This is a genomic window from Methylobacterium sp. JK268 (genome assembly GCF_054052225.1).
In genome coordinates, this window is the sequence record NZ_JBSVZN010000040.1 from 1 (window position 1) to 20,784 (window position 20,784).

A 20,784-nucleotide genomic window follows, 5' to 3' on the forward strand; every position below is an offset into this window, starting at 1 on the left:
GGGCTACGGCCTTGACGGAAGTGAGTCGGGGTCTGCGAGGATTGCGCCGGCGAGCATGGCGGCGAAGCGCTGCCAGCCGCGGGCCATGATCTTGGGTCCCGGCGGCTTGCCGGCGACGTTCCAGCCGCCGTGCCGGGCCACGATCCAAGACAGCCAGGCCAGCGTCCCCGGTGGGTGTGGGTTCTGCAGGCGTGCCGTACTGCCCTCGCAGGCCCGGCCCAGCTGCGCCACCACGGGCAAGGCGACCGCGTCGAGCACGTCCTGCATCGGCCGCCCGCCGCCCGTGCGGGCATCGACCAACTGCAGGATGCGCACCGCCGCCCCCAGCGCCAAAGCCGCCAGCCGGAACAGCTTGTCGGGCACCCGCATCTGCGTCGCGTCCAGGCCCAGCCCGTCCCGCTTGAGCGCGCGGAACACCTCTTCAATGCGCCAGCGCAGCCGGTACAGCCGCACCGTCTCGCGCGCCTCGGCGGCGGTCGCGACCGGGCGCGTGCTCAGAAGGTGCCAGCACAGCGGCGCCTGACCGTCGGGCGGGGTGGGCTCCTCCACCGTCACCAGGCTCAGCGGCAGCGCGCCCGGCAGGCTCTTCGGCTCGCCCGCTGGCCGCTTCACCACCAGCGATCCGGCCCGCAACTGCACCCGTGCGGTGCGCTCGGGCCGGCCCGGCCGGGCGGGGACCGTCACCGTATCCTCGGCCAGGACCGGCCAGCGCGCCGCCTCCGCCGTCATCGCGCCCCCCGTGGCCAGCGCCCGGTCGTGGCGGGCGCGCACCAGCAGGTCGGTGCCCGCCGGACAGCGCGCGACGTGATCGTAGATGTCGCCTTCCTGGTCGGCCACCACGATCAGGCTCGCCGCGCTCTCGCCCAGGCGGGCCTGCGCGGCCTGCGCGCCCACACCCCAGCGCCGGCTCTCCTTGTCCGCGATCGGCCGGCCCGCCCGCGGCTTGACCGGCGCGTCCGCCCGCGTCCAGATCTGGGCATCGACCAGCCCCAGGATCGCCTCGTCCTGTGCGTCGACCGCCACGACCGGGTGCAGGAAGAAGCCGGGATTGCGCCCGTTGCCGGCGGGCCCGAGCCCGTGACGGCCCGCCGCCAGCGGGGTGAAGTTGATCTCGCTCGTGTCCTGCACCGCCACGACCGCGCGGCCGGCACAGGCCTGGGCCGTGCGCGCGCCAAACGCCCGCAGGATGGCGCCCACGCTCGTGTGCGGCGAGGACAGGTAGCGATGGGCTGCGGCCGTGCCGGCCTCGCTGCCCCCGACCGTGCTCAGCACCACGCTGCCGGTGGTCACGATCCGATCAAACAGCCAAGCGCCGCGCGCCTCGGTGCGGATGTCGCCGACCCCAAGTCCGTCCATGCAAAGCCTCCCGCACAGCGCAAAGGCTCACAACACGAACCGAGCGAATCAGATCCGTACAGGCCGTAGCCTGTGCGGGAGAGGAGTAGGGGTGAGGGTTCAGGTGGTTCAGCAAGCTCGTTGAACCGTCCCGCTACCAGCACGACGCTCGACGAATAATTCTGAAGGGTCCGGGACCCTCACCCCTGCCCCTCTCCCGCACGGGAGAGGGGTTCCCCGCGCCGGACTCGCTGGGTCATGTGCTTGAACAAGCGATTGTCTTGTAACATTTTTTCGATCGCTGTGCGCACACGGTAGCCCACTTGGAAAAGGGGGGAACGCCTCCCATCCTCCCGGACAGCCGTGCGCACGCGGGGAGCGAAGGCATCCGCGCCGTATCTGGCGGAATGTCGGAATGTGTCAGCCCGTGAGATCGGGAGTGTCGCGGCTCCCGCCGGGTTCGACTGCCAGAACCGCCGCCCCGCCCCCGGCGTTGTCGCCCCATGACCGCTCCCAACGACGCCCCCCGCCTCGGCTTCTGCTGCAAGTTCATCCCCGACGAGGCTCCCGGCACTCACGCGACGCTGAAGGCCGCGAAGGCGGCGGCGCTCACCATGAACGTGACGACCGTCACCATCGCCCACCTGCGCCGGCTCGACCCCGGCGCCGCGCGCGAGAAGCTCGTCGCCGTGGTGATGCACAACCTCGCGGCCCTGCGCCGCCAGGTCGACTGGGTCGCCGGGCGCCCGCCCCTGGAGCGGCTGCTGCGCCTCGCGAGCTCGATCCTGCCGGGCTACACCCATCCCGAGGTGCGCCACCTCTACGAGGATCCCGCCCTGCGCCGTGCGCTCGAGAGCGGGCTCGCGGCGGTCGGCGCCGCGGCGCGGGCGGGTGGGGTGCGGCTCAGCATGCATCCCGGGCCGTTCTGCATCCTCGCGTCGCGCAACCCGGCGGCGCTGGAGAACGGCATCGCCGAACTCGACTACCACGCCGACGTGATGGCGATGATGGGCTACGATTCCGGCTGGCACCCGCACGGGGCGCACGTGAACATCCATGTCGGCGCCCGCGATCCCGGCCTCGACGGCTTCCGGGCCACGCTGCCGAGGGTGAGCGCGGCGGCGCGCAACCTCGTCACGGTCGAGAACGACGAGGATTCCTTCGGCGTCGACGACGTGCTGCGGCTCGCCGATCTCGTCCCCGTGGTGCTCGACCTCCACCACCACTGGATCCACAGCGGCGGCGACTATCTCGATCCCGACGATCCCCGGATCGCCCGGATCCGGGAGTCCTGGCGCGGCGTGCGGCCCGTCAGCCACATCAGCGTGTCGCGGGAGGACCTGCTCCCCGGCCACGATCCGGACGCCCTGCCCGACTTCGCGGCGCTCCTCGCGGGCGGACTCAACGGCCGGGCGCTCGCCGGCCATTCCGATCTGATGTGGAACCGGGCCGTGAACGACCTCGTGGCGCGCCACCTCGCCTGGAGCGACTTCGAGATCGAGGCGAAGCTCAAGAACCTCGCCTCCGCGGGCATCGCCCGGCAGGTCTGTGGGCTGATGCCCCCGTCCCTGCCCCTCGCCGCCGAGTGAGCGGCCTCGACGCCCCCGCCCGGCCGCGCTATCGCTGAGGCGTTATGCGCACCGCCGATTGCGACATCCTCGTCGTCCCGGGCTACACCAATTCCGGGCCGGACCACTGGCAGACACGCTGGCAGGAGCGGCTCTCCACGGCGCGCCGCGTCCCGATGCCGGACTGGGACCGCCCCGAGCCCGGGCCGTGGCGCGACGCCGTGGTCGCGGCCGTCCAGGCCGCCGCGCGTCCGGTGGTCCTCGTCGCCCACAGCCTCGGGGTGGTCTCGGCGGTGCAGGCCGCCCCCTACTTGCCGCCGGGTGCCGTGCGCGGGGGCTTCCTCGTCGCCCTGCCGGACGTGGAGCGGCCCGACACGCCGCCCCTCCTCCACGCCTTCGCGCCGATTCCTCGCGAGCCCCTGCCCTTCCCAGCGGTGCTGATCGCGAGCCGCGCCGATCCCTGGACCGCCTACGACCGCGCCGAGGATTTCGCCTCCGCCTGGGGGACCGCGATCGTGGACGCCGGCGAGGCGGGCCACCTCAACGCGGAGAGCGGGCATGGGCCCTGGCCCGAGGGGCTGATGCGCTTCGCCGGCTTCCTGCGGGGCCTCGCGCCCTGACGCAGTGTTCGACGGAGCGGTCGCCGTTTCGTCGCAGACGATGCGGACAAACCAGAGACCGAGAGCAGCACTGCGACGTCGCGTCAGCGGAACCGTGAGCGGCCCGCGCCGCTTCGTGTCGAGGGCTGGCGTCGCGGGCGGGCGCCGTCGGATCGGACGAGGATGAGACCGGACGTGCTCCGCTTCCAGATCGTGCGCGCGCCCGCCGTCACCTGGATGAGCGCCGGGTTCTCGGCGCTCGTCGCGATGATCCTGATCGCGGTGGCGGGTTTCGCCTACCAGCGTCACGGCTCTGAGGCCGTGCGCCACACGGTGGTGGTCGATGGCCAGCTCGCCCACCTGCTCTCGGCGATCCAGGACGCCGAGACCGGCCAGCGCGGCTTCCTCCTCACCGGCGACGAGAGCTTCCTGGCGCCGTTCAACGCCGGCGCCGCCGCGATCACCCGCGAGCTCGATGCCCTCGACGCCCTCGTCGAGGACAATCCGGACCAGGCCGCCCGGGTCACGCGCCTGCGCGGGCTCGTCGCCGAGAAGCGGGCCGAGCTCGAGGAGACGATCGGGCTCGCGCGGCGCGGGGAGCGGGCCAGCGTCGAGCCGATCGTGGCGGGCGGGCGCGGCAAGCAGGTGATGGACGAGATCCGCGCCGTGCTACGGGAGATGGAGCGGCAGGAGGCGGCCCTGATGGCGGCGCGCCTGGAGCACGTCTCGCGGGTCGCGCTGGGGATCTGGGTCCTAGCGGCGCTGGTCGTGGTGCTGCTGACCGTGCTCGCCGTCTCGGCCGTGCGCGAGGCCGGGCGGCGCGCCTCCCTGTCGCGCTTCCTGCCGGAGGAGCTTGTCTCGCGCCTCGCCGACGACGCGGAGGGCCTGCGGGCGGGCCGCCGCCAGAGGGCGGCGATCGTGTTCGTCGACCTGCGCGGCTCGACGGCGCTGGCCGAACGCCTCGACCCGCAGGCGCTCTCCCTCCTGCTGACCGCCTTCCGGCGCCGCATCAACCGCCTTGCCCGCCGCCACGGGGGCGTCGTCGACAAGTTCATCGGCGACGGTGCACTCCTGGTCTTCGGGCTGCCGGAGCCGCGGCCGGACGACGCCGCCCGGGCGCTCGCCTTCGCGCAGGATCTCGCCGCCCTGATCGCCCGCCGCAGCGCCGCGTGGGCGCCGCCCCGCGGCCTCGCGATCGGCGTCGGCATCCACTACGGCGAGGTGTTCTGCGGCATCATCGGCCAAGCGGCCCGGCTCGAATTCACGGTGCTCGGCGACACGGTGAACGTGGCCGCGCGGCTGGAGCAGGCGACGAAGCAGCACGGGGTCGCGATCCTCGCCTCCGAGGCCGCCTGCGCGGCGGGGGGGGCCGCTGGCGCGAGGTCAGCCGGGCGCCCCTGCGGGGTCGGAGCGAGGCGATGGCCTATTACGCGCCGGACGAGGAGCCGGCCGCTCGGGCGCCGCGGGTCGCCGTGATGGCGTAGGGAGGCTCCAGGCTCATTCGGTCGTATTCGCTCGGCATCGGCGCGGTGCATCCCGATGGGTCTGGTCAATTCAGCAGCGCCACTCTACGGCCGAACATCGTCGTTGCGAGCGGCACCGATCTCGAACGTGCGGAGGCTATCCACCACGACGTTCACCGCTACTGCTTCATCGCCCGATCAGTGAACTTTCCCGTCAGCTATGCGCCGACCTTCGAGGCGCTGGCGGGGTGACATCAGCGTTCCCAAGACTCGTTCCTTCCGGGGGAGCGAAGGATTCGCCTAGGCAACGAGGGTCTGCAACGGCACGAAAGCGACGCCCCGCGGTCGGGTTGCTCAGGTGCCGACCCTACGCCCGCTCCCCCAGGCAGCGCCGGTACAGGGTGCTCCGGCTGATTCCGAGCCGCCGCGCCGCTTCGGACACGTTCCCGTCCGCCGCGTCGAGGGCCGCGCGCATCGCGTCCCGGGCGACCGCATCGAGCCGCGCGGTCGCGGGCGGCGCGCGACCGCCCGGGGACGCGAGTGGCGACGGTGACACCCGGGGCCGCAGCCCCTCGGGCAGATCCTCCGGCCCGACGGTCTCGCCCGGATCGGCGAGGGCCAGCAGGGCGCGCAACGTCCCGACGAGCTGGCGGAAGTTGCCGGGCCACTCCGCCCCCGCCAGGAGCGCCGCTGCCTCTGGCGCGAGGGAGACCTGCCGCGCCTCCCCGCCCAGCTGCGCCCACAGCCGGGTGACGAGAGCGGCGCGGTCGTCCCGCGCGCGCAGGGGCGGCAGGGTCACCCGGTAGGGGGCGATCCGATAGAACAGGTCGGCCCGGAAACGCCCCTCCTCCACGAGCTGCCCGAGGTCGCGGTGGGTCGCGCAGATCAGGCCGAAATCGACCGGCACCGGCCGCCCGCCGCCGACCGGCTGGACCTCGCGCTCCTGCAGCACCCGCAGCAGGCGCGACTGCAGGCCGAGCGGCATGTCGCCGATCTCGTCGAGGAACAGCAGCCCGCCCTCCGCCTGCCGCAGCAGGCCCTTGGCCCCGTGCCGGGCCGCGCCCGTGAAGGCGCCGGGCTCGTAGCCGAACAGCTCCGCCTCGATCAGGCTCTCGGGGAGCGCCGCGCAGTTCACCGCCACGAAGGGCGCCCCTGCCCGCGCGCCCCGGGCATGGGCGGCGCGGGAGAAGACCTCCTTGCCGGTGCCGGTCTCGCCCTCGACCACGATCGGGATGCCCGCGTCGAGGAGGCGCACGGCCCGCACGAGCAGCCGCTCGGTGCCGGGGTCGAAGACCGGGGATTCGGGGTTCGCCGCGATCTCCCCCGACCGGCGCCGGGCCGGGAGCCCGCGCGACGGCCGGGCCGTCTCGCCCCGGATGCGCCCATGCAGGACCCGCCCGGCCCCGTCGCGCAGGGCCAGGGCGCCGGGCGCCGGCGCGCGCAGGTCGGGGAACAGGCCGTCGAGGTGCTCCCGGTCGATCGCGCCCCAGTCGAGGCCCAGCAGCGCCAGGGCGGCGCGGTTCGCCCCAACCAGGCGCTGGCCGGAAAAAACCAGCACGCCCTCCCGCGGCGTGCCGAGCAGAGCCGCGTCCGCGTGGAGCCGCAGCACCGCGTGGTCGGGCCCGAGATCCTCGAACATCCGGTGCTCGATCGCGTCCACCGCCAGCCGGATCAGCCCGAGCGCGTGCATGTGCGGCACCGCGGCCGGCCCCGAGAGGTCGAGGGCACCGAGCGTCTCCCCGCGCATCCCCAGGATCGGCATCGCCGCGCAGGAGAGGATCCGGTGCGGCTCGAAATAGTGCTCGGCGCCCCGCACCTCGACGGCGCGCCGCTCGATCAGCGCGGTGCCGATGGCGTTGGTGCCGGTCACCGCCTCGCTCCACGGCACGCCGGGGCGCAGGGCCACCTGCGCGGCGCGCCCCGCGAAGCCGGTGCTGCCGAGCGTGTCGAGGACCAGCCCCTCCGCATCGGTGAGGATGACGAGGCAGTCGGTCGCCTGCGCGTCGGCGTGCAACGCCTCGATCTCCGGCCGGCAGCGGCGGCGCAGCGCCTCGTGGCGCTCGCAGGCCTCGCGCAGCTCCCGCGCGCTCAGCGGCTCGACCCGGGGGCCGGTCCCGAAATCGAGGCCCCGCGCGGCGCAGCGCTGCCAGGAGCGCAGGATCGGGTCCGGCACGCCCTCGGCGGTCCCGCCCGCGAACAGCCGCTGGCGGGCGGCCAGCAGGCTGCGCGGCGTCGCCACGCGCGTCTCCATGCTCAGCCTCCCGTCTGTCGCACGGTGCGACAGGTGTTGCAGGTGTCGCAGGATCAGTCGAGGAAAATCGCGCGGCCGCACAGCAGCACCTTCGTCGCACGACCCGACCAAAACCCCACCGCCGCCCGCCGTCCCAAGCAACGCCAGAGGCTTACCGCATCGCAGCAACTGTCACAGGCCGGCTCTCGACCGGGCTGGCACGGCCGTCGCTCAAGGAACTGCGGGTCGCCGGTCCCGCACGCGCCGGCGACGATTTGGGAGGATGACCATGAACAAGCCCGAATTCCTCAACGCCGCCACCGCCTCGCCCTTCGCCGCCCGCTACGAGAACTTCATCGGCGGCCGCTGGGTCGCGCCGGCCGCCGGCCGCTACTTCGAGAACACCTCGCCCCTCACCGGCCGCGTGATCTGCGAGGTCGCGCGCTCCGACGCGCAGGACATCGAGAGGGCGCTCGACGCCGCCCACGCCGCCAAGGAGGCCTGGGGCCGCACCGCGCCGGCCGAGCGCGCCCGCATCCTCAACCGGATGGCCGACCGCATGGAGGAGAACCTCGACCTCCTGGCCCGCGCCGAGACCTGGGACAACGGCAAGCCGATCCGCGAGACCACGCACGCGGACATCCCGCTCGCCATCGACCATTTCCGCTACTTCGCCGGCTGCGTGCGCGCCCAGGAGGGCTCGATCTCCGAGATCGACCACGACACGGTGGCCTACCACTTCCACGAGCCCCTCGGCGTCGTCGGCCAGATCATCCCGTGGAACTTCCCGATCCTGATGGCGGTCTGGAAGCTCGCCCCGGCGCTCGCGGCCGGCAATTGCGTGGTGCTCAAGCCCGCCGAGCAGACGCCGGCCTCGGTGCTGGTGCTGGCCGAGCTGATCGGCGACCTGCTGCCGGAGGGCGTGCTCAACATCGTCAACGGGTTCGGGCTGGAGGCGGGCAAGCCGCTGGCCTCCTCGCCGCGGATCGCCAAGATCGCCTTCACGGGCGAGACCACGACCGGCCGGCTGATCATGCAGTATGCCAGTCAGAACCTGATCCCGGTGACGCTGGAGCTCGGGGGTAAGTCGCCCAACATCTTCTTCGCCGACGTGATGGCGGAGGACGACGCCTATCTCGACAAGGCGCTCGAAGGCTTCACGATGTTTGCCCTCAACCAGGGCGAGGTCTGCACCTGCCCGAGCCGGGCCCTGGTGCACGAGTCGATCTACGAGCGCTTCATCGAGAAGGCGGTGGCGCGGGTGCGGGCGATCAAGCAGGGCTCGCCGCTCGACCCCGCCACGATGATCGGCGCGCAGGCGTCGAGCGAGCAGCTCGAGAAGATCCTCTCCTACATCGATATCGGCCGGCAGGAGGGCGCGGAACTCCTCACCGGCGGCGACCGGGCGCGGCTGGAGGGCGAGTTCGCGGAGGGGTTCTACGTGACGCCCACCGTGTTCCGGGGCCACAACCGGATGCGGATCTTCCAGGAGGAGATCTTCGGGCCGGTCCTGTCGGTGACGACCTTCAAGGACGACGCCGAGGCGCTGTCGATCGCCAACGACACCCTGTACGGGCTCGGCGCCGGGGTGTGGACGCGCGACGGGACCCGGGCCTACCGGTTCGGCCGCGCGATCCAGGCCGGCCGGGTCTGGACGAACTGCTACCACGCCTACCCGGCGCACGCGGCCTTCGGCGGCTACAAGCAGTCGGGCATCGGGCGCGAGACGCACAAGATGATGCTCGACCACTACCAGCAGACCAAGAACATGCTGGTCAGCTACTCGCCCAAGGCGCTGGGCTTCTTCTGAGGCCATACCGCCGCCGGCTGCCGAGCCGGCGGCCCCCGCGGGCACCGCCCGGCCGGACACGGTCGCGGCGGTGCCGTCGATTCCCTCGCCGAGGCCTCGCCGATGACCGATCTCCCCCCGCGCGTCACCGCGACCGACACCGCTCTCGCGCTGATCGAGACCCTGCGGGCCGCGCACGGTCCCGTCCTGTTCCACCAATCCGGCGGCTGCTGCGACGGCTCCTCGCCGATGTGCTACCCGGTCGGCGACTTCATCATCGGCGACAGCGACATCCATCTCGGCCGGATCGGCGGCGCCGATTTCTACATCAGCCGGGCGCAATTCGCGTACTGGAAGCACACGCAACTGATCATCGACGTGGTGCCGGGCCGCGGCGGCATGTTCTCGCTGGAGAACGGCCGCGACGTCCGCTTTCACGTTCGTTCCCGCCTGTTCAGCGATGCGGAAAGTCTCGCGCTGAACGGGTGAAATTCCTAAATAGAACGCTCTCGCAAGGCATTGTCGTTGCTGGGGGATTTGAAGTACTTGGTTTTGGTGATCATGGCGCGGGGAACCCCTCTCCCGAGTGGGAGTGGGGCAGGGGTGAGGGACGGACGCTTCAGCAAGAAGGCGGGACCGTGCCGCTGGCAGCTCAACGGTACAGATCGATCCTGAACCCGAGCCACCCTGCGCGATCTTCGATCGCCCCTACCCCTCTCCCACTCGGGAGAGGGGATCGCGCGCCAGTCTGGAAGTGCCAGCATCAAGAATTGAATGTCGTCGCCGTCAATCAGAACACGCGTTCGTCCGCAAGGGACGGCGAAGCCGGTGACGAACTCATACGATGTCCAGTTGATGGCTTCGCAAGGCAGGTATCGCCTTCGCTCAGCCGCCGCGGCATCGCAGCGGGTCTGCGTCGCGCAACAGGTTCTCGCCCATGAAGCTCACGAAGGCGGAGAGCTTGGGCGACGGGTGGCGGCTCGCCGGCCACAGGATGTGGAAGGCGCCGACATCGCGCAGGTGATCCTCCAGCACGCTCACCAGCGCGCCGGAGCGGAGCTGGCGCCGGATCGCGAAGACCGGCAGGCAGGCGAGGCCGAACCCTTCCTCGGCCAGGCAGATCTGCGGTTCGAGCGTGCTCGCCACGACCGCGACCGGGAGGTCGAGGTCGGCCCCGTCGCCGATCAGCGGCCAGGGTTCGAGCCGACCGGTCGAGGGGTAGCGGTGGCGCAGGCAGGCATGGCCGAGGAGGTCCTCCGGCACGGCCGGCGTGCCGCGGGCGGCGAGGTAGTCCGGTGCGGCGACGATCCGGTGCGAGAAGGCCCCGGCCCGGCGCATCATCAGCCGGGAATCCCGCGCCGGGCCGGTCCGGATCACCGCGTCGAACCCCTCCTCGATCACGTCCACCATCCGGTCGGTGAAGTCGAGGTCGAGCGTGATCTCCGGATAGGCCCGCATGAAGGCCATCACCGCGGGCATCATCAGCATGCCGACCAGCGGGAGGCTGACCCGCAGCGTGCCCCGCGGCGCCGCGCGGCTCTGCGACAATTCCAGTTCCGCCGCCTCGATCTCGCCGAAGATGCGCCGGCAGCGGTCGAGGAAGCGCGCCCCCTCCGGCGTGAGGGTCAGGGCGCGGGTCGAGCGGTGGAACAGCCGCACGGCGAGCCGCTCCTCCAGCCGCGCCACCGCCTTGCCCACCGCCGAGGCCGAGAGGCCGAGCTTGACGGCGGCGGCCGCGAAGCTGCCCGCCTCCGCGGTCTGCACGAAAGCATTGAGGGCCCCGAGATGCTCCATGCGGAAGGCTCCGATTCACGAACCCGCTGTCCGGGATATCCGGAAATCGCGTGATCTTATTCCCCTGCGGCAGGGAGCTTAACCTCCCGGGCCATGACGACGAAGCCCGCCCCACCCCGCATCGATCCGAGCGCCTGCCGCTTCCCGGTCTCCTCGCCCTCGCCATGGCGGGTTTCATCACGATCCTCACCGAGGCGCTGCCGGCCGGATTGCTGCCGCAGATCGCCGCCGGCCTCGCGGTGTCGGACTCCCTGGCTGGGCAACTCGTAACCGTCTACGCGGTCGGCTCGCTCGCGGCGGCGATCCCGCTGACGGCGGCGACACAGGGGATCGGGCGGCGTCCGCTGCTCCTCTCCGCCGTCGCGGGCTTCGCCCTCGCCAACACCGTCACGGCGGTCTCGGGCAGCTACGGGCTCACGATGCTGGCGCGGCTCGTCGCGGGCGTCTCGGCCGGGCTGGTCTGGGCTCTCCTCGCGGGTTACGCTGCCCGGATGGCGCCGCCGGCCCGGACGGGCCGCGCTATCGCGATCGCCATGGTCGGGACCCCCCTCGCCCTCTCTATCGGGGTTCCCGTCGGCACCGCGCTCGGCGCCCTGATCGGCTGGCGCGCCTGCTTCGCGCTCCTGAGCGGCCTCGCAGGCCTCCTGATGATCTGGCTTCGGGCCGCCCTTCCCGATTTCCCCGGGCGGTGGGAGGGGGGCAGGCTGTCGCTGCGGCGCGTCGCGGCACGGCCGGGCGTCCGGCCGGTCCTTCTCGTCACCCTCACCTTCGTGCTCGCGCACAATATCCTCTACACCTACGTCGCGCCCTTCCTCGCCGCGGCGGGGTCCGCCTCCCGCACGGATGTCGTCCTGCTCGTCTTCGGGGCCGGGTCGCTGGCCGGGATCGGCATCGTCGGGCTTCTCGTGGACCGTCGCCTGCGGGGGCTGACGCTGGCCTGCCCTGCCCTGTTCGGTCTGGCGGTTCTCGCCCTCGAATGGCCCGGACACGACCCGGCCGTGCTGCACGGGGCGGTCGGCCTGTGGGGGCTCGCGTTCGGCGGTGCGGCGACCCTGTTTCAGACCGCCCTCGCCAAGGCGGCGGGGGACGCGGCGGATGTCGCTCAGGCGATGCTCGTCACGGTGTGGAACCTCGCCATCGCCGGAGGCGGCCTCGTGGGCGGTGTGATCCTGGCGCGGCTCGGCGTGACGGGTTTCGCGCCGGCGCTCCTGCTGCTGCTCGGCGCGAGCCTGCTCACCGTCCTGCTGGGCCGCCGCCATGGCGTCCCGTCGGGGCCGGGGGCGGTGATGCCTGATCCGGACGCGGAGGTCCCGAGTGTCCGGAAGGCGAGCAGGATTCCGTAACGTCAGATCGCGCCCTATCGTCTCGCGTCATGACCGCCGCTCCGACCGATCCGCGCCGCCGCTCCCTCCTGGCCGCCGCCTGCCTCGGCCTCGGCTCGGTGCTGCCGACCCTGCTGCGCGCCTCGGCCCCTGCGATCGCACAACCGCCAGTCCTTGTTCCCGAGACGGAGTCTCCGATGCCCTCCTCCCGTTTGGCGCAGCGTCTCGACCGGACCATCGACGGAGCCCTTGCGGCCGAGCGCATCGTCGGCGCCGTGGTCCTGGTCCGTCGGGATGGCGAGCCGGTCTATGCCCGGGCCGCGGGTCTCGCCGACCGGGAGGCCGGGATCCCGATGCGGGAGGATGCGATCTTCCGCTTCGCCTCGGTGTCGAAGCTGTTCGTGGCCTCCGCCGTGCTGGCGCTCGTCGCTCAGGGCCGGCTCGATCTCGACCGCCCGATCACGCAGTGGCTGCCGGATTTCGCGCCGGCCTACGAGGGACGTCCCGCGATCATCACGCTCCGCCACCTCCTCAGCCACGCCTCCGGCCTCGGCTACGGCTTCTTCGAGCCGGAGGACGGACCCCTGCACCGGGCCGGCGTATCCGACGGAATGGACCGCTCGGGCCTGACGCTCACCGAGAACCTGCGCCGCCTCGCCGGCGTGCCGCTGCTCTTCGCGCCCGGAACGGGATTCCGCTACTCCCTCGCGATCGATGTCGCCGGTGCGATCGTCGCCGCCGCGACCGGCCTCCCGCTGCCGGAGGCCATCCGCCGCCTCGTCGCGGAGCCGCTCGGCCTCGGCGATGCGGGCTTCACCCTGACGGATTCCTCCCGCCTTGCCGCCGCCTACGCGGACGACACCCCGCATCCGCGCCGGATGCGCGAACCCGACCGCCTGGTCTTCGCGCCCGGCCTGCCCGGCGTCCTGATGGATCCGGCGCGCGTCTTCGACGTCGACGCCTTCCCGTCGGGTGGGGCCGGCATGGTCGGGACGGCCGCCGACGTGATGCGGCTCCTCGAGGCGCTCCGCCAAGGCGGCGCCCCGCTGTTTCCCCCGGCGCTCGCCGCCGAGATGGGCCGGGACCAGATCGCCGGGATCGCCATGGAGGGGTCGCCCGGCTGGGGCTACGGTCTCGGTTTCGCGGTGCTGCGCGATCCGCGCGCGGCCGGCGTTCCCGACTCGCCCGGGAGCTGGCGGTGGGGCGGTGCCTACGGCCATAGCTGGCTCGTCGACCCGGCGCGCCGGCTCACCGTGGTGGCCCTCACCAACACGGCCTTCGAGGGCATGTGGGCCGGCGGGCGCTTCCCGGTCGACCTCGGCCGGGCGATCGCCGCGGCGCTCTGACGAGGCCCGCGGCGTCCCGCTCCGCTGCGCTGCGGCCGGGCGGATTGCCCCGGCCCTGACGCTGCGCCACTCTCCGGTCTATCCGGCCTCCCTCCCGATCGAGCACATCGCCATGCCCGCCTCCAGCCTGAGCGCCCGCCTCGACGCCGTCATCGCCGGCGCGCTGGCGGCCGAGCGCATCGTCGGGACCGTCGTGCTCCTGTCTCGCGGCGGTGAGACGCTCTACGCTCGGGCCGCGGGTCTCGCCGACCGCGAGGCCGGGAGCCCGATGCGGGAGAACACGGTGTTCCGCCTCGCCTCGGTGACGAAGCCCTTCGTGGCCGCCGCCGTCCTGGCGCTGGTGGCGCAGGGCCGGCTCGATCTCGACCGCCCGATCACCGAGTGGCTTCCCGATTTCGGGCCGACCCACGAGGGACGCCCGGTCGTCATCACGCTCCGCCACCTCCTCAGCCATTCGTCGGGGCTCGGCTACGGCTTCCTGGAGCCCGAGGACGGGCCCCTGCACCTGGCCGGCGTGTCCGACGGGCTCGACCGCTCCGGCCTCACCCTCGCGGAGAACCTGCGCCGCCTCGCGGGCGTGCCGCTTCTCTTCGCGCCCGGGACGGCCTTCTGCTACTCGCTCGGGATCGATGTGGCCGGGGCGATCGTCGCGGCCGCCACCGGGCTCGCCCTCCCGGAGGCGCTGCGGCGCCTCGTTCTCGAACCGCTCAGCCTGCGCGACACCGGCTTCGCGCCCGGCGACGCGTCCCGGCTCGCCGTGCCCTACGCCGACGACACGCCCCGTCCCCGCCGCATGCGCGAGCCCGACAGCCTGCCCTTCGTCCCCGGACTCGCCGGCATCGCGATCGACCCCGCCCGCGCCTTCCATCACGAGGCGTTCCCGTCCGGCGGGGCGGGCATGCTCGGCACGGCCGCGGAGGTGATGCGCCTCCTCGACGTCCTGCGCCGGGGCGGGGCGCCCCTGATGCCGGCCGCCCTCGCGGCGGAGATGGGCCGCGACCAGATCGCGGGCCTCGCCATCCCGGGCTCGCCGGGCTGGGGATACGGGCTCGCCGGGTCGGTCCTGCGCGACCCGGCCGAGGCCGGTTTCGCGGCCTCGGCCGGGAGCTGGCGCTGGGGCGGCGTCTACGGCCACGGCTGGCTCGTGGACCACGCCCGCGGCCTCACCCTCGTGGTGCTGACCAACACCGCGCTCGAAGGCATGTGGAGCGGTGGGCGCTTCGCCCTCGATCTCACCCGGGCGCTCGCCGCGGCCGGCTGACCGCGGTCCGGCCCCTACTCCGCCGCCTGCCGCATCGGCACGAACCCGATCGGCTGGCGCTGCGGCCCCTCCTGCTTGAGGGTGCGCAGCATGGTCTCGTAATCCTGCTCCATCTCCGGCGTCACCGAGGGCCGCGTCTCGTGCAGCGCGGCGTCGAAATGCGCCCGCGTCACCTCGCTCGCCTGCAGGTTCGCCCTGAGCGCCATCAGGCCGGCGCGGCGCGTCAGGTCCTCCAGGTCGGCGCCCGTGAAGCGCACCGTGCGCGTCGCGAGGTCGTCGAGATCGACGTCCGGCGCGAGCGGCATGCCGCGGGTGTGGATGCCCAGGATGTGGCGGCGGCCCTCGGCGTTCGGCACCGGCACGTAGACGAGTTCGTCGAAGCGGCCCGGGCGTAGCAGCGCCGGGTCGACGAGGTTCGGCCGGTTGGTGGCGGCGATCACCACCACCCCCTGCAGCTCCTCCAGCCCGTCCATCTCGGCGAGGATCGTGTTCACCACCCGCTCCGTCACGGCGGGCTCGCCGAGGCCGCCGCCGCGCACGGGGGCGAGCGAATCGATCTCGTCGATGAAGATCACCGTCGGCGCGACCTGGCGGGCGCGGGCGAAGAGCCGCGACACCTGCTGCTCGGATTCCCCGTACCATTTCGAGAGCAGGTCCGAGGATTTCGTGGCCACGAAATTGGCCGAGGCCTCGCGGGCCACCGCCTTGGCAAGGAGCGTCTTGCCGGTCCCGGGCGGGCCGAACAGCAGGAAGCCCTTGGCCGGGCGGATGCCGATGCGCCGGAACGCGTCCGGATTCTTGAGCGGGAGTTCCACCCCCTCGCGCAGCGTCGTCTGGACCTCGCCGAGCCCGCCGATGTCGTCCCAGCCGACATTCGGCACCTGGATCATGATCTCGCGCAGGGCCGAGGGCTGCACGCGCTTGAGCGCGTTCAAAAAATCCTCGCGGCAGACCTGGAGGGTCTCCAGGATCTCCGGCGGGATCCCCTCCTTCAGATTGATCTGCGGCAGCACCCGGCGCAGGGCGTCCATGGCCGCCTCGCGGGCGAGCGCCGACAGGTCGGCGCCGACGAAGCCGTAGGTGGTGCGGGCGATCTCGTCGAGGTCGACATTGTCGCCGAGCGGCATGCCGCGGGTGTGGATGGTCAGCACCTCGCGCCGCCCGGGCTCGTCGGGCACGCCGATGACGATCTCGCGGTCGAAGCGGCCGGGCCGGCGCAGGGCCTCGTCGATCGCGTCGCGGCGGTTGGTGGCGCCGATCACCACGATGTTCTGGCGCGGCTCCAGCCCGTCCATCAGGGTCAGGAGCTGGGCGACGATCCGCCGCTCGACCTCGCCGCGGGCCTCCTCGCGCTTGGGCGCGATCGAGTCGATCTCGTCGATGAAGATGATGGCCGGCGCGTTGCGCTGCGCCTCCGAGAAGATCTGGCGCAGGCGCTGCTCGGACTCGCCGTACTGGCTGCCCATGATCTCCGGCCCGGCGATGTGGAAGAACTGCGCCTCGGTCTCGTTGGCGACGGCCCGGGCGAGGAGGGTCTTTCCGGTGCCGGGCGGGCCGTAGAGGAGCACGCCCTTCGGCGGGTCGATCCCGAGGCGCTGGAACAGCTCGGGATGCCGCAGGGGCAGCTCCACCATCTCGCGCACCTGATCGACCGAGGGGCCGAGGCCCCCGATATCGTCGTAGGTGACGTCGGCCCGGCGCGCCTCCTTGGGCTCCTCGAACATCGGCCGCAGCTCGACCTCGGTCTCGCCCGTCACCTGGACGATGCCGCGCGGCTGCGTCGAGACCACGACGAGGCGGATCTCCTGCAGGCCGTAGGCCGGCATGTTGAACATCTGGCGCAGCTCCGGCGGGATCTCCTCGCGGTCCATCCGCGACTGCACCGAGGTCGAGATCACGTCGCCCGCCACCAGCGGGCGGCGGAAGAAGGTGCGCCGCAGCGCGTCGCCGGAGCCCTGGAGGCGCAGGTTCTTCTGCGCCGGGGCGAGGACGACGCGGGTCGCGGGGCGGACCTCGGCGCGCTTGATCTCCACGTAGTCGCCCGAACCGACGCCGGCATTGACGCGCTGCAGGCCATCAAGGCGGATGATGCTCAGGCCCTCGTCCTCGGTGCCGAGCGCGATGGCGAGCGCGGTGGTGTGGCGCTTGCCCACGATCTCGATCGGGTCGCCCTCCTGGATGCCGAGGTCGCGCAGGACCGCCCCGCTCACGCGGGCCACCCCGCGGCCGACATCCTGCGCCCGCGAATTCGCAACCTGCGCCCGCAGGCTCCTGGTTTCGTCCGCCATGCCCATCCGCCTTCCGATGCGCGGGCCCGCGGCGTCGGGCCCGGATGTCCCGGCCGCCGGGTGTCCCCGGCCGCCCGGAGAACGCCCGCCGCGGGCGGATTGTTCGGCGGCGGATGATCCCGTCGGGATCGTCCGGGTCGGGGTGGCGGCGCGCGATCCCGCCGGGACCCCGCCCGCGGCCGCCCCGGGAACAACGGATCAGCCGTGGAGCGTCAGGACGCCGAGTTCGCCGATGCGGTCGTCCACCGTCAGCCCTCGCAGGCTCGCCGTGAGGGCGAACCCGGTCGGGGTCCGCTCGAAGCCGTACAGGTGGTAGCCCGCGCAGTGGCTGTGCCCGCCGGCGCGGGCCGAGGCCGAGGGGGCCCCGATCACCGGCACCCGCCGCCCGTCGGGGCCGACCAGGAAGGCGACCGAGCCGACGTGGTTGTGGCCGTGCAGGAGGAGATCCGCCCCGACCCGCCGGATCATCGCTTCGAGGGCGGGCGCGTCGGTCAGGTTGCGGCCGGGCAGCGCGCCGCCGACATGGGGCGGATGATGGATCATCACCACGCGGCAGGGCCGCTCGGGCTCGCGGGCGAGGCTGCCGAGGAGCGCCTCCGCGGCGGCGAGCTGGCGCGAGCCGAGCCGGCCGCTCGCCACGAAGGGCGCGGTCGGGATCGCCGAGGACAGGCCGACCAGGGCGAGCGGCCCGCGGCGGCGCAGGTACGGGAAGGTGCGCTCGCGCCCCGCATCGTCCCGGGTCCAGGGCCCGACCGCGTCGAGGAGCCCGTCGAGGGAGCCGCGCACGTAGGCGTCGTGGTTCCCGGGCACGAAGCTCACCGCCTCGGAGCCTCCCAGCGCCTCCAGGAACACCCGGGCCGTCTCCCACTCGCTGGGCAGGCCGATGTTGCACAGGTCGCCCGTGCAGGCGATGTGATCGGGGGCGGCCGCGCGCAGGTCCGCGACCAGCGCCTCCAGCACCGCCATGTCGTGGGTGCGGTGGCGGCCGCGGGTCCAGTTGACCCAGCCCGTCGCGCGCTTGCTCAGGAGCTGGCGCAGGCGCGGCTTGGAGAGCGGGCCGACATGGGGGTCTGTCAGATGGGCGAGGCGGAACATCGCGGGGAAACGCTCGACGCGCCTCCTGGGGACCGGCGCGGATCGGCGGTCCGCCGGCTTATGGCCAAGCGCGGATGCGGCCGCAAGCCCGGCGGAAAACAGGCGGACCCCGCCGGGCCGCCCTGCCGCCATCGGCCGGGGCGGCGGCGCGCACGGTTGCGACTTGGCGCCGACGGCGCTAGACGGCGACCTCCGGTCGGGGATGTCGCTGGGGAAGTCGACGCGGCCCGTGTTCGGCCGCACCGGTCCCAAGCGGCCTCGTTGCCCCTAGGTCGTCGACGTTCGTGCTTGATGAGACCCCCCTTCACCCGCGGCCCCTGCCGCGCCCCGACTCCGCCGCTTCGCGGCGGCGCGCCGGCAGCGCGGCGTCGATGAGGACCCGCTCGCTTCCCTTCTCCCTGTGGACCTACCATCACGGCCTGATCGCCCTGGAGCCGGCCATCGCGGCTCTGCTCGTGTGGCGCCGCCGGAAGGGCAAGGAGGATCCCGAGCGGCTGCCCGAGCGGGTCGGACGGCCGGGCAAGCCCCGCCCGTCCGGTCCCCTGGTCTGGGCGCATGGCGCGAGCATCGGCGAGGCCTTGTCGCTCCTGCCCCTCGTCGAGCGGCTGACCCGCCGGGGATTCACGGTGCTGGTCACCTCGGGCACCCGCACCTCGGCCGCGCTCGTCGCCGCCCGCCTGCCGCCGGGCGCCCTCCACCAGTTCGCGCCCGTCGACGCGCCGCGCTACGTCGCGCGGTTCCTCGACCACTGGGAGCCCGACCTGGCGCTGGTGGCGGAATCGGAACTCTGGCCGAACACCATCCTGGCGCTCGCCGAGCGGCAGGTTCCGCTGATCCTGGTGAACGGGCGGATGTCGGAGCGCTCGGCCCGCGGATGGGCCCGCCTGCCGGGCTTCGCGCAGGCGGTCCTCTCCCGCATCGCCGTCTGCCTCGTCCAGACCGGCGAGGAGGCCGAGCGCTTCGTGACGCTCGGCGCGCCGCGGGTGATCGTGGCCGGCAACCTGAAATTCGACGCTCCGGCCCCGCCGGCCGATCCGCAGGCGCTGGCGCAGCTCGCGGCGATGATCGCAGGCCGTCCGGTCTGGCTCGCCGCGAGCACCCATCCGGGCGAGGATCCGGCCGTGATCGCGGCCCACCGGGCGCTGGCCGCGGCCCATCCGGGGCTGCTCACCCTGCTGGCGCCGCGGCACCCGCGCCGCGGCGACGAGGTGGCGGCCCAGGCGCGCGGGGCGGGCCTGCGCGTCACGCGGCGCAGCGAGGGCGGCCTCATCGATGGGTGCACCGACCTGCACGTGGTGGATACGGTCGGCGACCTCGGCCTGTTCTACCGCGTCGCGCCCGTCGCCTTCATGGGCGGCTCCCTCGCGGCGCATGGCGGCCAGAACCCGATCGAGCCGGCGCTGCTCGACACCGCCGTGCTGCACGGCCCGCATGTCTGGAACTTCGCGCAGGCCTACACGGTCATGGGGCGGGCGGGCGCGGCCGACCTCGTCTCGGACCCGGACGGGCTCGCGGAGGCGGTCGGTCGCCTCCTGGCGGATCCGGCGCGCCGCGCCGCCATGGCGCGCGCCGGCCGCGACGCGATCGCGGCCTGCGGCGGCGCCCTCGACCGCACGATGGCGGCCATCGAACCCTTCATCGTGCAGATGAAGATCACCGGCCGGTTCGGCTGACCATGCGGGCGCCGGGCTTCTGGTGGCGCGCGGATCCCTCCTGGCAGGCCCGGCTGCTCGCGCCGATCGGCCGCCTCTACGGCGGGCAGGTCGCCCGGCGCATGCGGCGGCCGGGCACGCGCGCGCCGCTGCCGGTCCTGTGCGTCGGCAATCTGACGCTCGGGGGGGCCGGCAAGACCCCGACCGCGCTGGCGCTCGCGGAGCTGCTGCGCGCGGGCGGGCGCCGGCCCGCCTTCCTCAGCCGGGGCTATGGCGGCCGGCTGCCGGGGCCGGTGCAGGTGGAGCCCGGCCGGCACGAAGCGGCGGATGTCGGCGACGAGCCGCTCCTCCTTGCCGCCGCAGCGCCGACCGTGGTGTCCCGCGACCGCGTCGCGGGCGCGGCCCTCTGCGCGGCGGCCGGCGCCGACGTGATCGTGATGGATGACGGGCTCCAGAACCCGTCCCTGCGCAAGGACTGGTCGATCGCCGTGTTCGACGCCGGGGTGGGCGTCGGCAACGGGCTGCCCTTCCCGGCCGGTCCGCTGCGGGCGCCCCTCGACGCGCAGTGGCCCTTCGTCGACGCGGTGCTGACCATCGGCGACGGTCCCGAGGTTCCGTTGCTCGCCTCGCTCGACCGCCCCGCCTTCCGGGGCCGGCTCGCTCCCGACCCGCAGGCGGCCTCAGCCCTTGCCGGTCGGCCGGTCCTCGCCTTCGCCGGCATCGGCCGCCCGGAGAAGTTCTTCGCGACCCTGCGCGAGGTCGGGGCGGATCTCCGGGCGACGCGCGGCTTTCCCGACCACCACCCCTACGCCGCAGGGGATCTCGCGGCGCTCCTGCGCGAGGCCGCGCGGGACGGCCTGACCCTCGTCACGACCGAGAAGGACCGCGTCCGCCTGCCGCCCGGGGCACCGGTGGCGGTGCTGCCGGTCCGGCTCGTCCTGGCGGATGGACTGGGGGACGCCCTCGCCGGGCAGCTTGCCGGCGTGCTCGAAGAGGGGCGAGCCCGCTCGTCGCCGGGCCGGCGGCCACCGTGAGCCTCGCG

15 protein-coding genes are annotated in these 20,784 nt (G+C 73.4%); 10 read left to right on the forward strand and 5 right to left on the reverse strand.

Annotation, left to right across the window (positions count from 1 at the left end):
• Positions 1-3 precede the first annotated feature (3 nt).
• On the reverse strand, positions 4-1,356 hold the full coding sequence (locus ACW9J6_RS30205) for an IS4 family transposase (RefSeq protein ID WP_457118717.1): 1,353 nt from the start codon (positions 1,354-1,356) through the stop codon (positions 4-6).
• Positions 1,357-1,838: 482 nt separating this feature from the next.
• On the opposite strand from ACW9J6_RS30205, the gene ACW9J6_RS30210 reads away from it, so the two are divergent.
• The 3 genes from ACW9J6_RS30210 (at position 1,839) to ACW9J6_RS30220 (ending at position 4,978) form a co-directional block, all read left to right on the forward strand.
• Complete coding sequence (locus ACW9J6_RS30210) at positions 1,839-2,924, forward strand: UV damage endonuclease UvsE (protein ID WP_457120055.1); 1,086 nt, start codon at positions 1,839-1,841, stop codon at positions 2,922-2,924.
• Positions 2,925-2,968: 44 nt separating this feature from the next.
• Complete coding sequence (locus ACW9J6_RS30215; protein WP_457120056.1) at positions 2,969-3,523, forward strand: RBBP9/YdeN family alpha/beta hydrolase; 555 nt, start codon at positions 2,969-2,971, stop codon at positions 3,521-3,523.
• Positions 3,524-3,685: 162 nt separating this feature from the next.
• Complete coding sequence (locus ACW9J6_RS30220; protein ID WP_457120057.1) at positions 3,686-4,978, forward strand: CHASE3 domain-containing protein; 1,293 nt, start codon at positions 3,686-3,688, stop codon at positions 4,976-4,978.
• 354 nt (positions 4,979-5,332) lie between these two features.
• On the opposite strand, the gene ACW9J6_RS30225 is transcribed toward ACW9J6_RS30220, so the two are convergent.
• Positions 5,333-7,216 (reverse strand): sigma-54-dependent Fis family transcriptional regulator, encoded by a 1,884-nt coding sequence (locus ACW9J6_RS30225; protein WP_457120058.1) that lies wholly within the window; start codon positions 7,214-7,216, stop codon positions 5,333-5,335.
• Positions 7,217-7,484: 268 nt separating this feature from the next.
• Between ACW9J6_RS30225 and adh the strand changes: the two genes are divergently transcribed.
• Both adh and ACW9J6_RS30235 read left to right on the forward strand, forming a co-directional pair.
• On the forward strand, positions 7,485-9,005 hold the full coding sequence (gene adh / locus ACW9J6_RS30230) for an aldehyde dehydrogenase (protein ID WP_457120059.1): 1,521 nt from the start codon (positions 7,485-7,487) through the stop codon (positions 9,003-9,005).
• A 102-nt stretch (positions 9,006-9,107) separates the two neighbouring features.
• Positions 9,108-9,473 (forward strand): DUF779 domain-containing protein, encoded by a 366-nt coding sequence (locus ACW9J6_RS30235; protein ID WP_457120060.1) that lies wholly within the window; start codon positions 9,108-9,110, stop codon positions 9,471-9,473.
• Positions 9,474-9,869: 396 nt separating this feature from the next.
• On the opposite strand, the gene ACW9J6_RS30240 is transcribed toward ACW9J6_RS30235, so the two are convergent.
• On the reverse strand, positions 9,870-10,778 hold the full coding sequence (locus tag ACW9J6_RS30240) for a LysR substrate-binding domain-containing protein (RefSeq protein WP_457120061.1): 909 nt from the start codon (positions 10,776-10,778) through the stop codon (positions 9,870-9,872).
• Positions 10,779-10,828: 50 nt separating this feature from the next.
• On the opposite strand from ACW9J6_RS30240, the gene ACW9J6_RS30245 reads away from it, so the two are divergent.
• The 3 genes from ACW9J6_RS30245 to ACW9J6_RS30255 all read left to right on the forward strand — a co-directional run bounded on the left by ACW9J6_RS30245 (position 10,829) and on the right by ACW9J6_RS30255 (position 14,707).
• Positions 10,829-12,121, forward strand: coding sequence for an MFS transporter (locus tag ACW9J6_RS30245; protein ID WP_457120062.1), 1,293 nt, complete (start codon positions 10,829-10,831; stop codon positions 12,119-12,121).
• A gap of 176 nt (positions 12,122-12,297) precedes the next feature.
• Positions 12,298-13,446, forward strand: coding sequence for a serine hydrolase domain-containing protein (locus ACW9J6_RS30250; protein WP_457120063.1), 1,149 nt, complete (start codon positions 12,298-12,300; stop codon positions 13,444-13,446).
• Positions 13,447-13,558: 112 nt separating this feature from the next.
• On the forward strand, positions 13,559-14,707 hold the full coding sequence (locus tag ACW9J6_RS30255) for a serine hydrolase domain-containing protein (RefSeq protein ID WP_457120064.1): 1,149 nt from the start codon (positions 13,559-13,561) through the stop codon (positions 14,705-14,707).
• Positions 14,708-14,721: 14 nt separating this feature from the next.
• Here the strand turns inward: ACW9J6_RS30255 and ACW9J6_RS30260 are convergent, their stop codons facing one another.
• Both ACW9J6_RS30260 and ACW9J6_RS30265 read right to left on the reverse strand, forming a co-directional pair.
• On the reverse strand, positions 14,722-16,995 hold the full coding sequence (locus ACW9J6_RS30260) for a CDC48 family AAA ATPase (RefSeq protein WP_457120065.1): 2,274 nt from the start codon (positions 16,993-16,995) through the stop codon (positions 14,722-14,724).
• A 198-nt stretch (positions 16,996-17,193) separates the two neighbouring features.
• On the reverse strand, positions 17,194-18,090 hold the full coding sequence (locus ACW9J6_RS30265) for a metallophosphoesterase family protein (protein WP_457120066.1): 897 nt from the start codon (positions 18,088-18,090) through the stop codon (positions 17,194-17,196).
• Between the two features lie 371 nt (positions 18,091-18,461).
• Here ACW9J6_RS30265 and ACW9J6_RS30270 point away from each other — a divergent pair, with 371 nt between their 5' ends.
• Positions 18,462-19,763, forward strand: coding sequence for a 3-deoxy-D-manno-octulosonic acid transferase (locus ACW9J6_RS30270; RefSeq protein ID WP_457120067.1), 1,302 nt, complete (start codon positions 18,462-18,464; stop codon positions 19,761-19,763).
• A gap of 2 nt (positions 19,764-19,765) precedes the next feature.
• On the forward strand, positions 19,766-20,776 hold the full coding sequence (gene lpxK / locus ACW9J6_RS30275; protein WP_457120068.1) for a tetraacyldisaccharide 4'-kinase: 1,011 nt from the start codon (positions 19,766-19,768) through the stop codon (positions 20,774-20,776).
• Positions 20,777-20,784: the final 8 nt, after the last annotated feature.

Excerpts from the sequence above, each read along its gene's own strand:
- ACW9J6_RS30205 (WP_457118717.1), bottom strand. The coding sequence starts at position 1,356 with ATGGACGGACTTGGGGTCGGCGACATCCGCACCGAGGCGCGCGGCGCT.
- ACW9J6_RS30210 (WP_457120055.1), top strand. The coding sequence starts at position 1,839 with ATGACCGCTCCCAACGACGCCCCCCGCCTCGGCTTCTGCTGCAAGTTC.
- ACW9J6_RS30215 (WP_457120056.1), top strand. The coding sequence starts at position 2,969 with ATGCGCACCGCCGATTGCGACATCCTCGTCGTCCCGGGCTACACCAAT.
- ACW9J6_RS30220 (WP_457120057.1), top strand. The coding sequence starts at position 3,686 with ATGAGACCGGACGTGCTCCGCTTCCAGATCGTGCGCGCGCCCGCCGTC.
- ACW9J6_RS30225 (WP_457120058.1), bottom strand. The coding sequence starts at position 7,216 with ATGGAGACGCGCGTGGCGACGCCGCGCAGCCTGCTGGCCGCCCGCCAG.
- adh (WP_457120059.1), top strand. The coding sequence starts at position 7,485 with ATGAACAAGCCCGAATTCCTCAACGCCGCCACCGCCTCGCCCTTCGCC.
- ACW9J6_RS30235 (WP_457120060.1), top strand. The coding sequence starts at position 9,108 with ATGACCGATCTCCCCCCGCGCGTCACCGCGACCGACACCGCTCTCGCG.
- ACW9J6_RS30240 (WP_457120061.1), bottom strand. The coding sequence starts at position 10,778 with ATGGAGCATCTCGGGGCCCTCAATGCTTTCGTGCAGACCGCGGAGGCG.
- ACW9J6_RS30250 (WP_457120063.1), top strand. The coding sequence starts at position 12,298 with ATGCCCTCCTCCCGTTTGGCGCAGCGTCTCGACCGGACCATCGACGGA.
- ACW9J6_RS30255 (WP_457120064.1), top strand. The coding sequence starts at position 13,559 with ATGCCCGCCTCCAGCCTGAGCGCCCGCCTCGACGCCGTCATCGCCGGC.
- ACW9J6_RS30260 (WP_457120065.1), bottom strand. The coding sequence starts at position 16,995 with ATGGCGGACGAAACCAGGAGCCTGCGGGCGCAGGTTGCGAATTCGCGG.
- ACW9J6_RS30265 (WP_457120066.1), bottom strand. The coding sequence starts at position 18,090 with ATGTTCCGCCTCGCCCATCTGACAGACCCCCATGTCGGCCCGCTCTCC.
- ACW9J6_RS30270 (WP_457120067.1), top strand. The coding sequence starts at position 18,462 with ATGAGGACCCGCTCGCTTCCCTTCTCCCTGTGGACCTACCATCACGGC.
- lpxK (WP_457120068.1), top strand. The coding sequence starts at position 19,766 with ATGCGGGCGCCGGGCTTCTGGTGGCGCGCGGATCCCTCCTGGCAGGCC.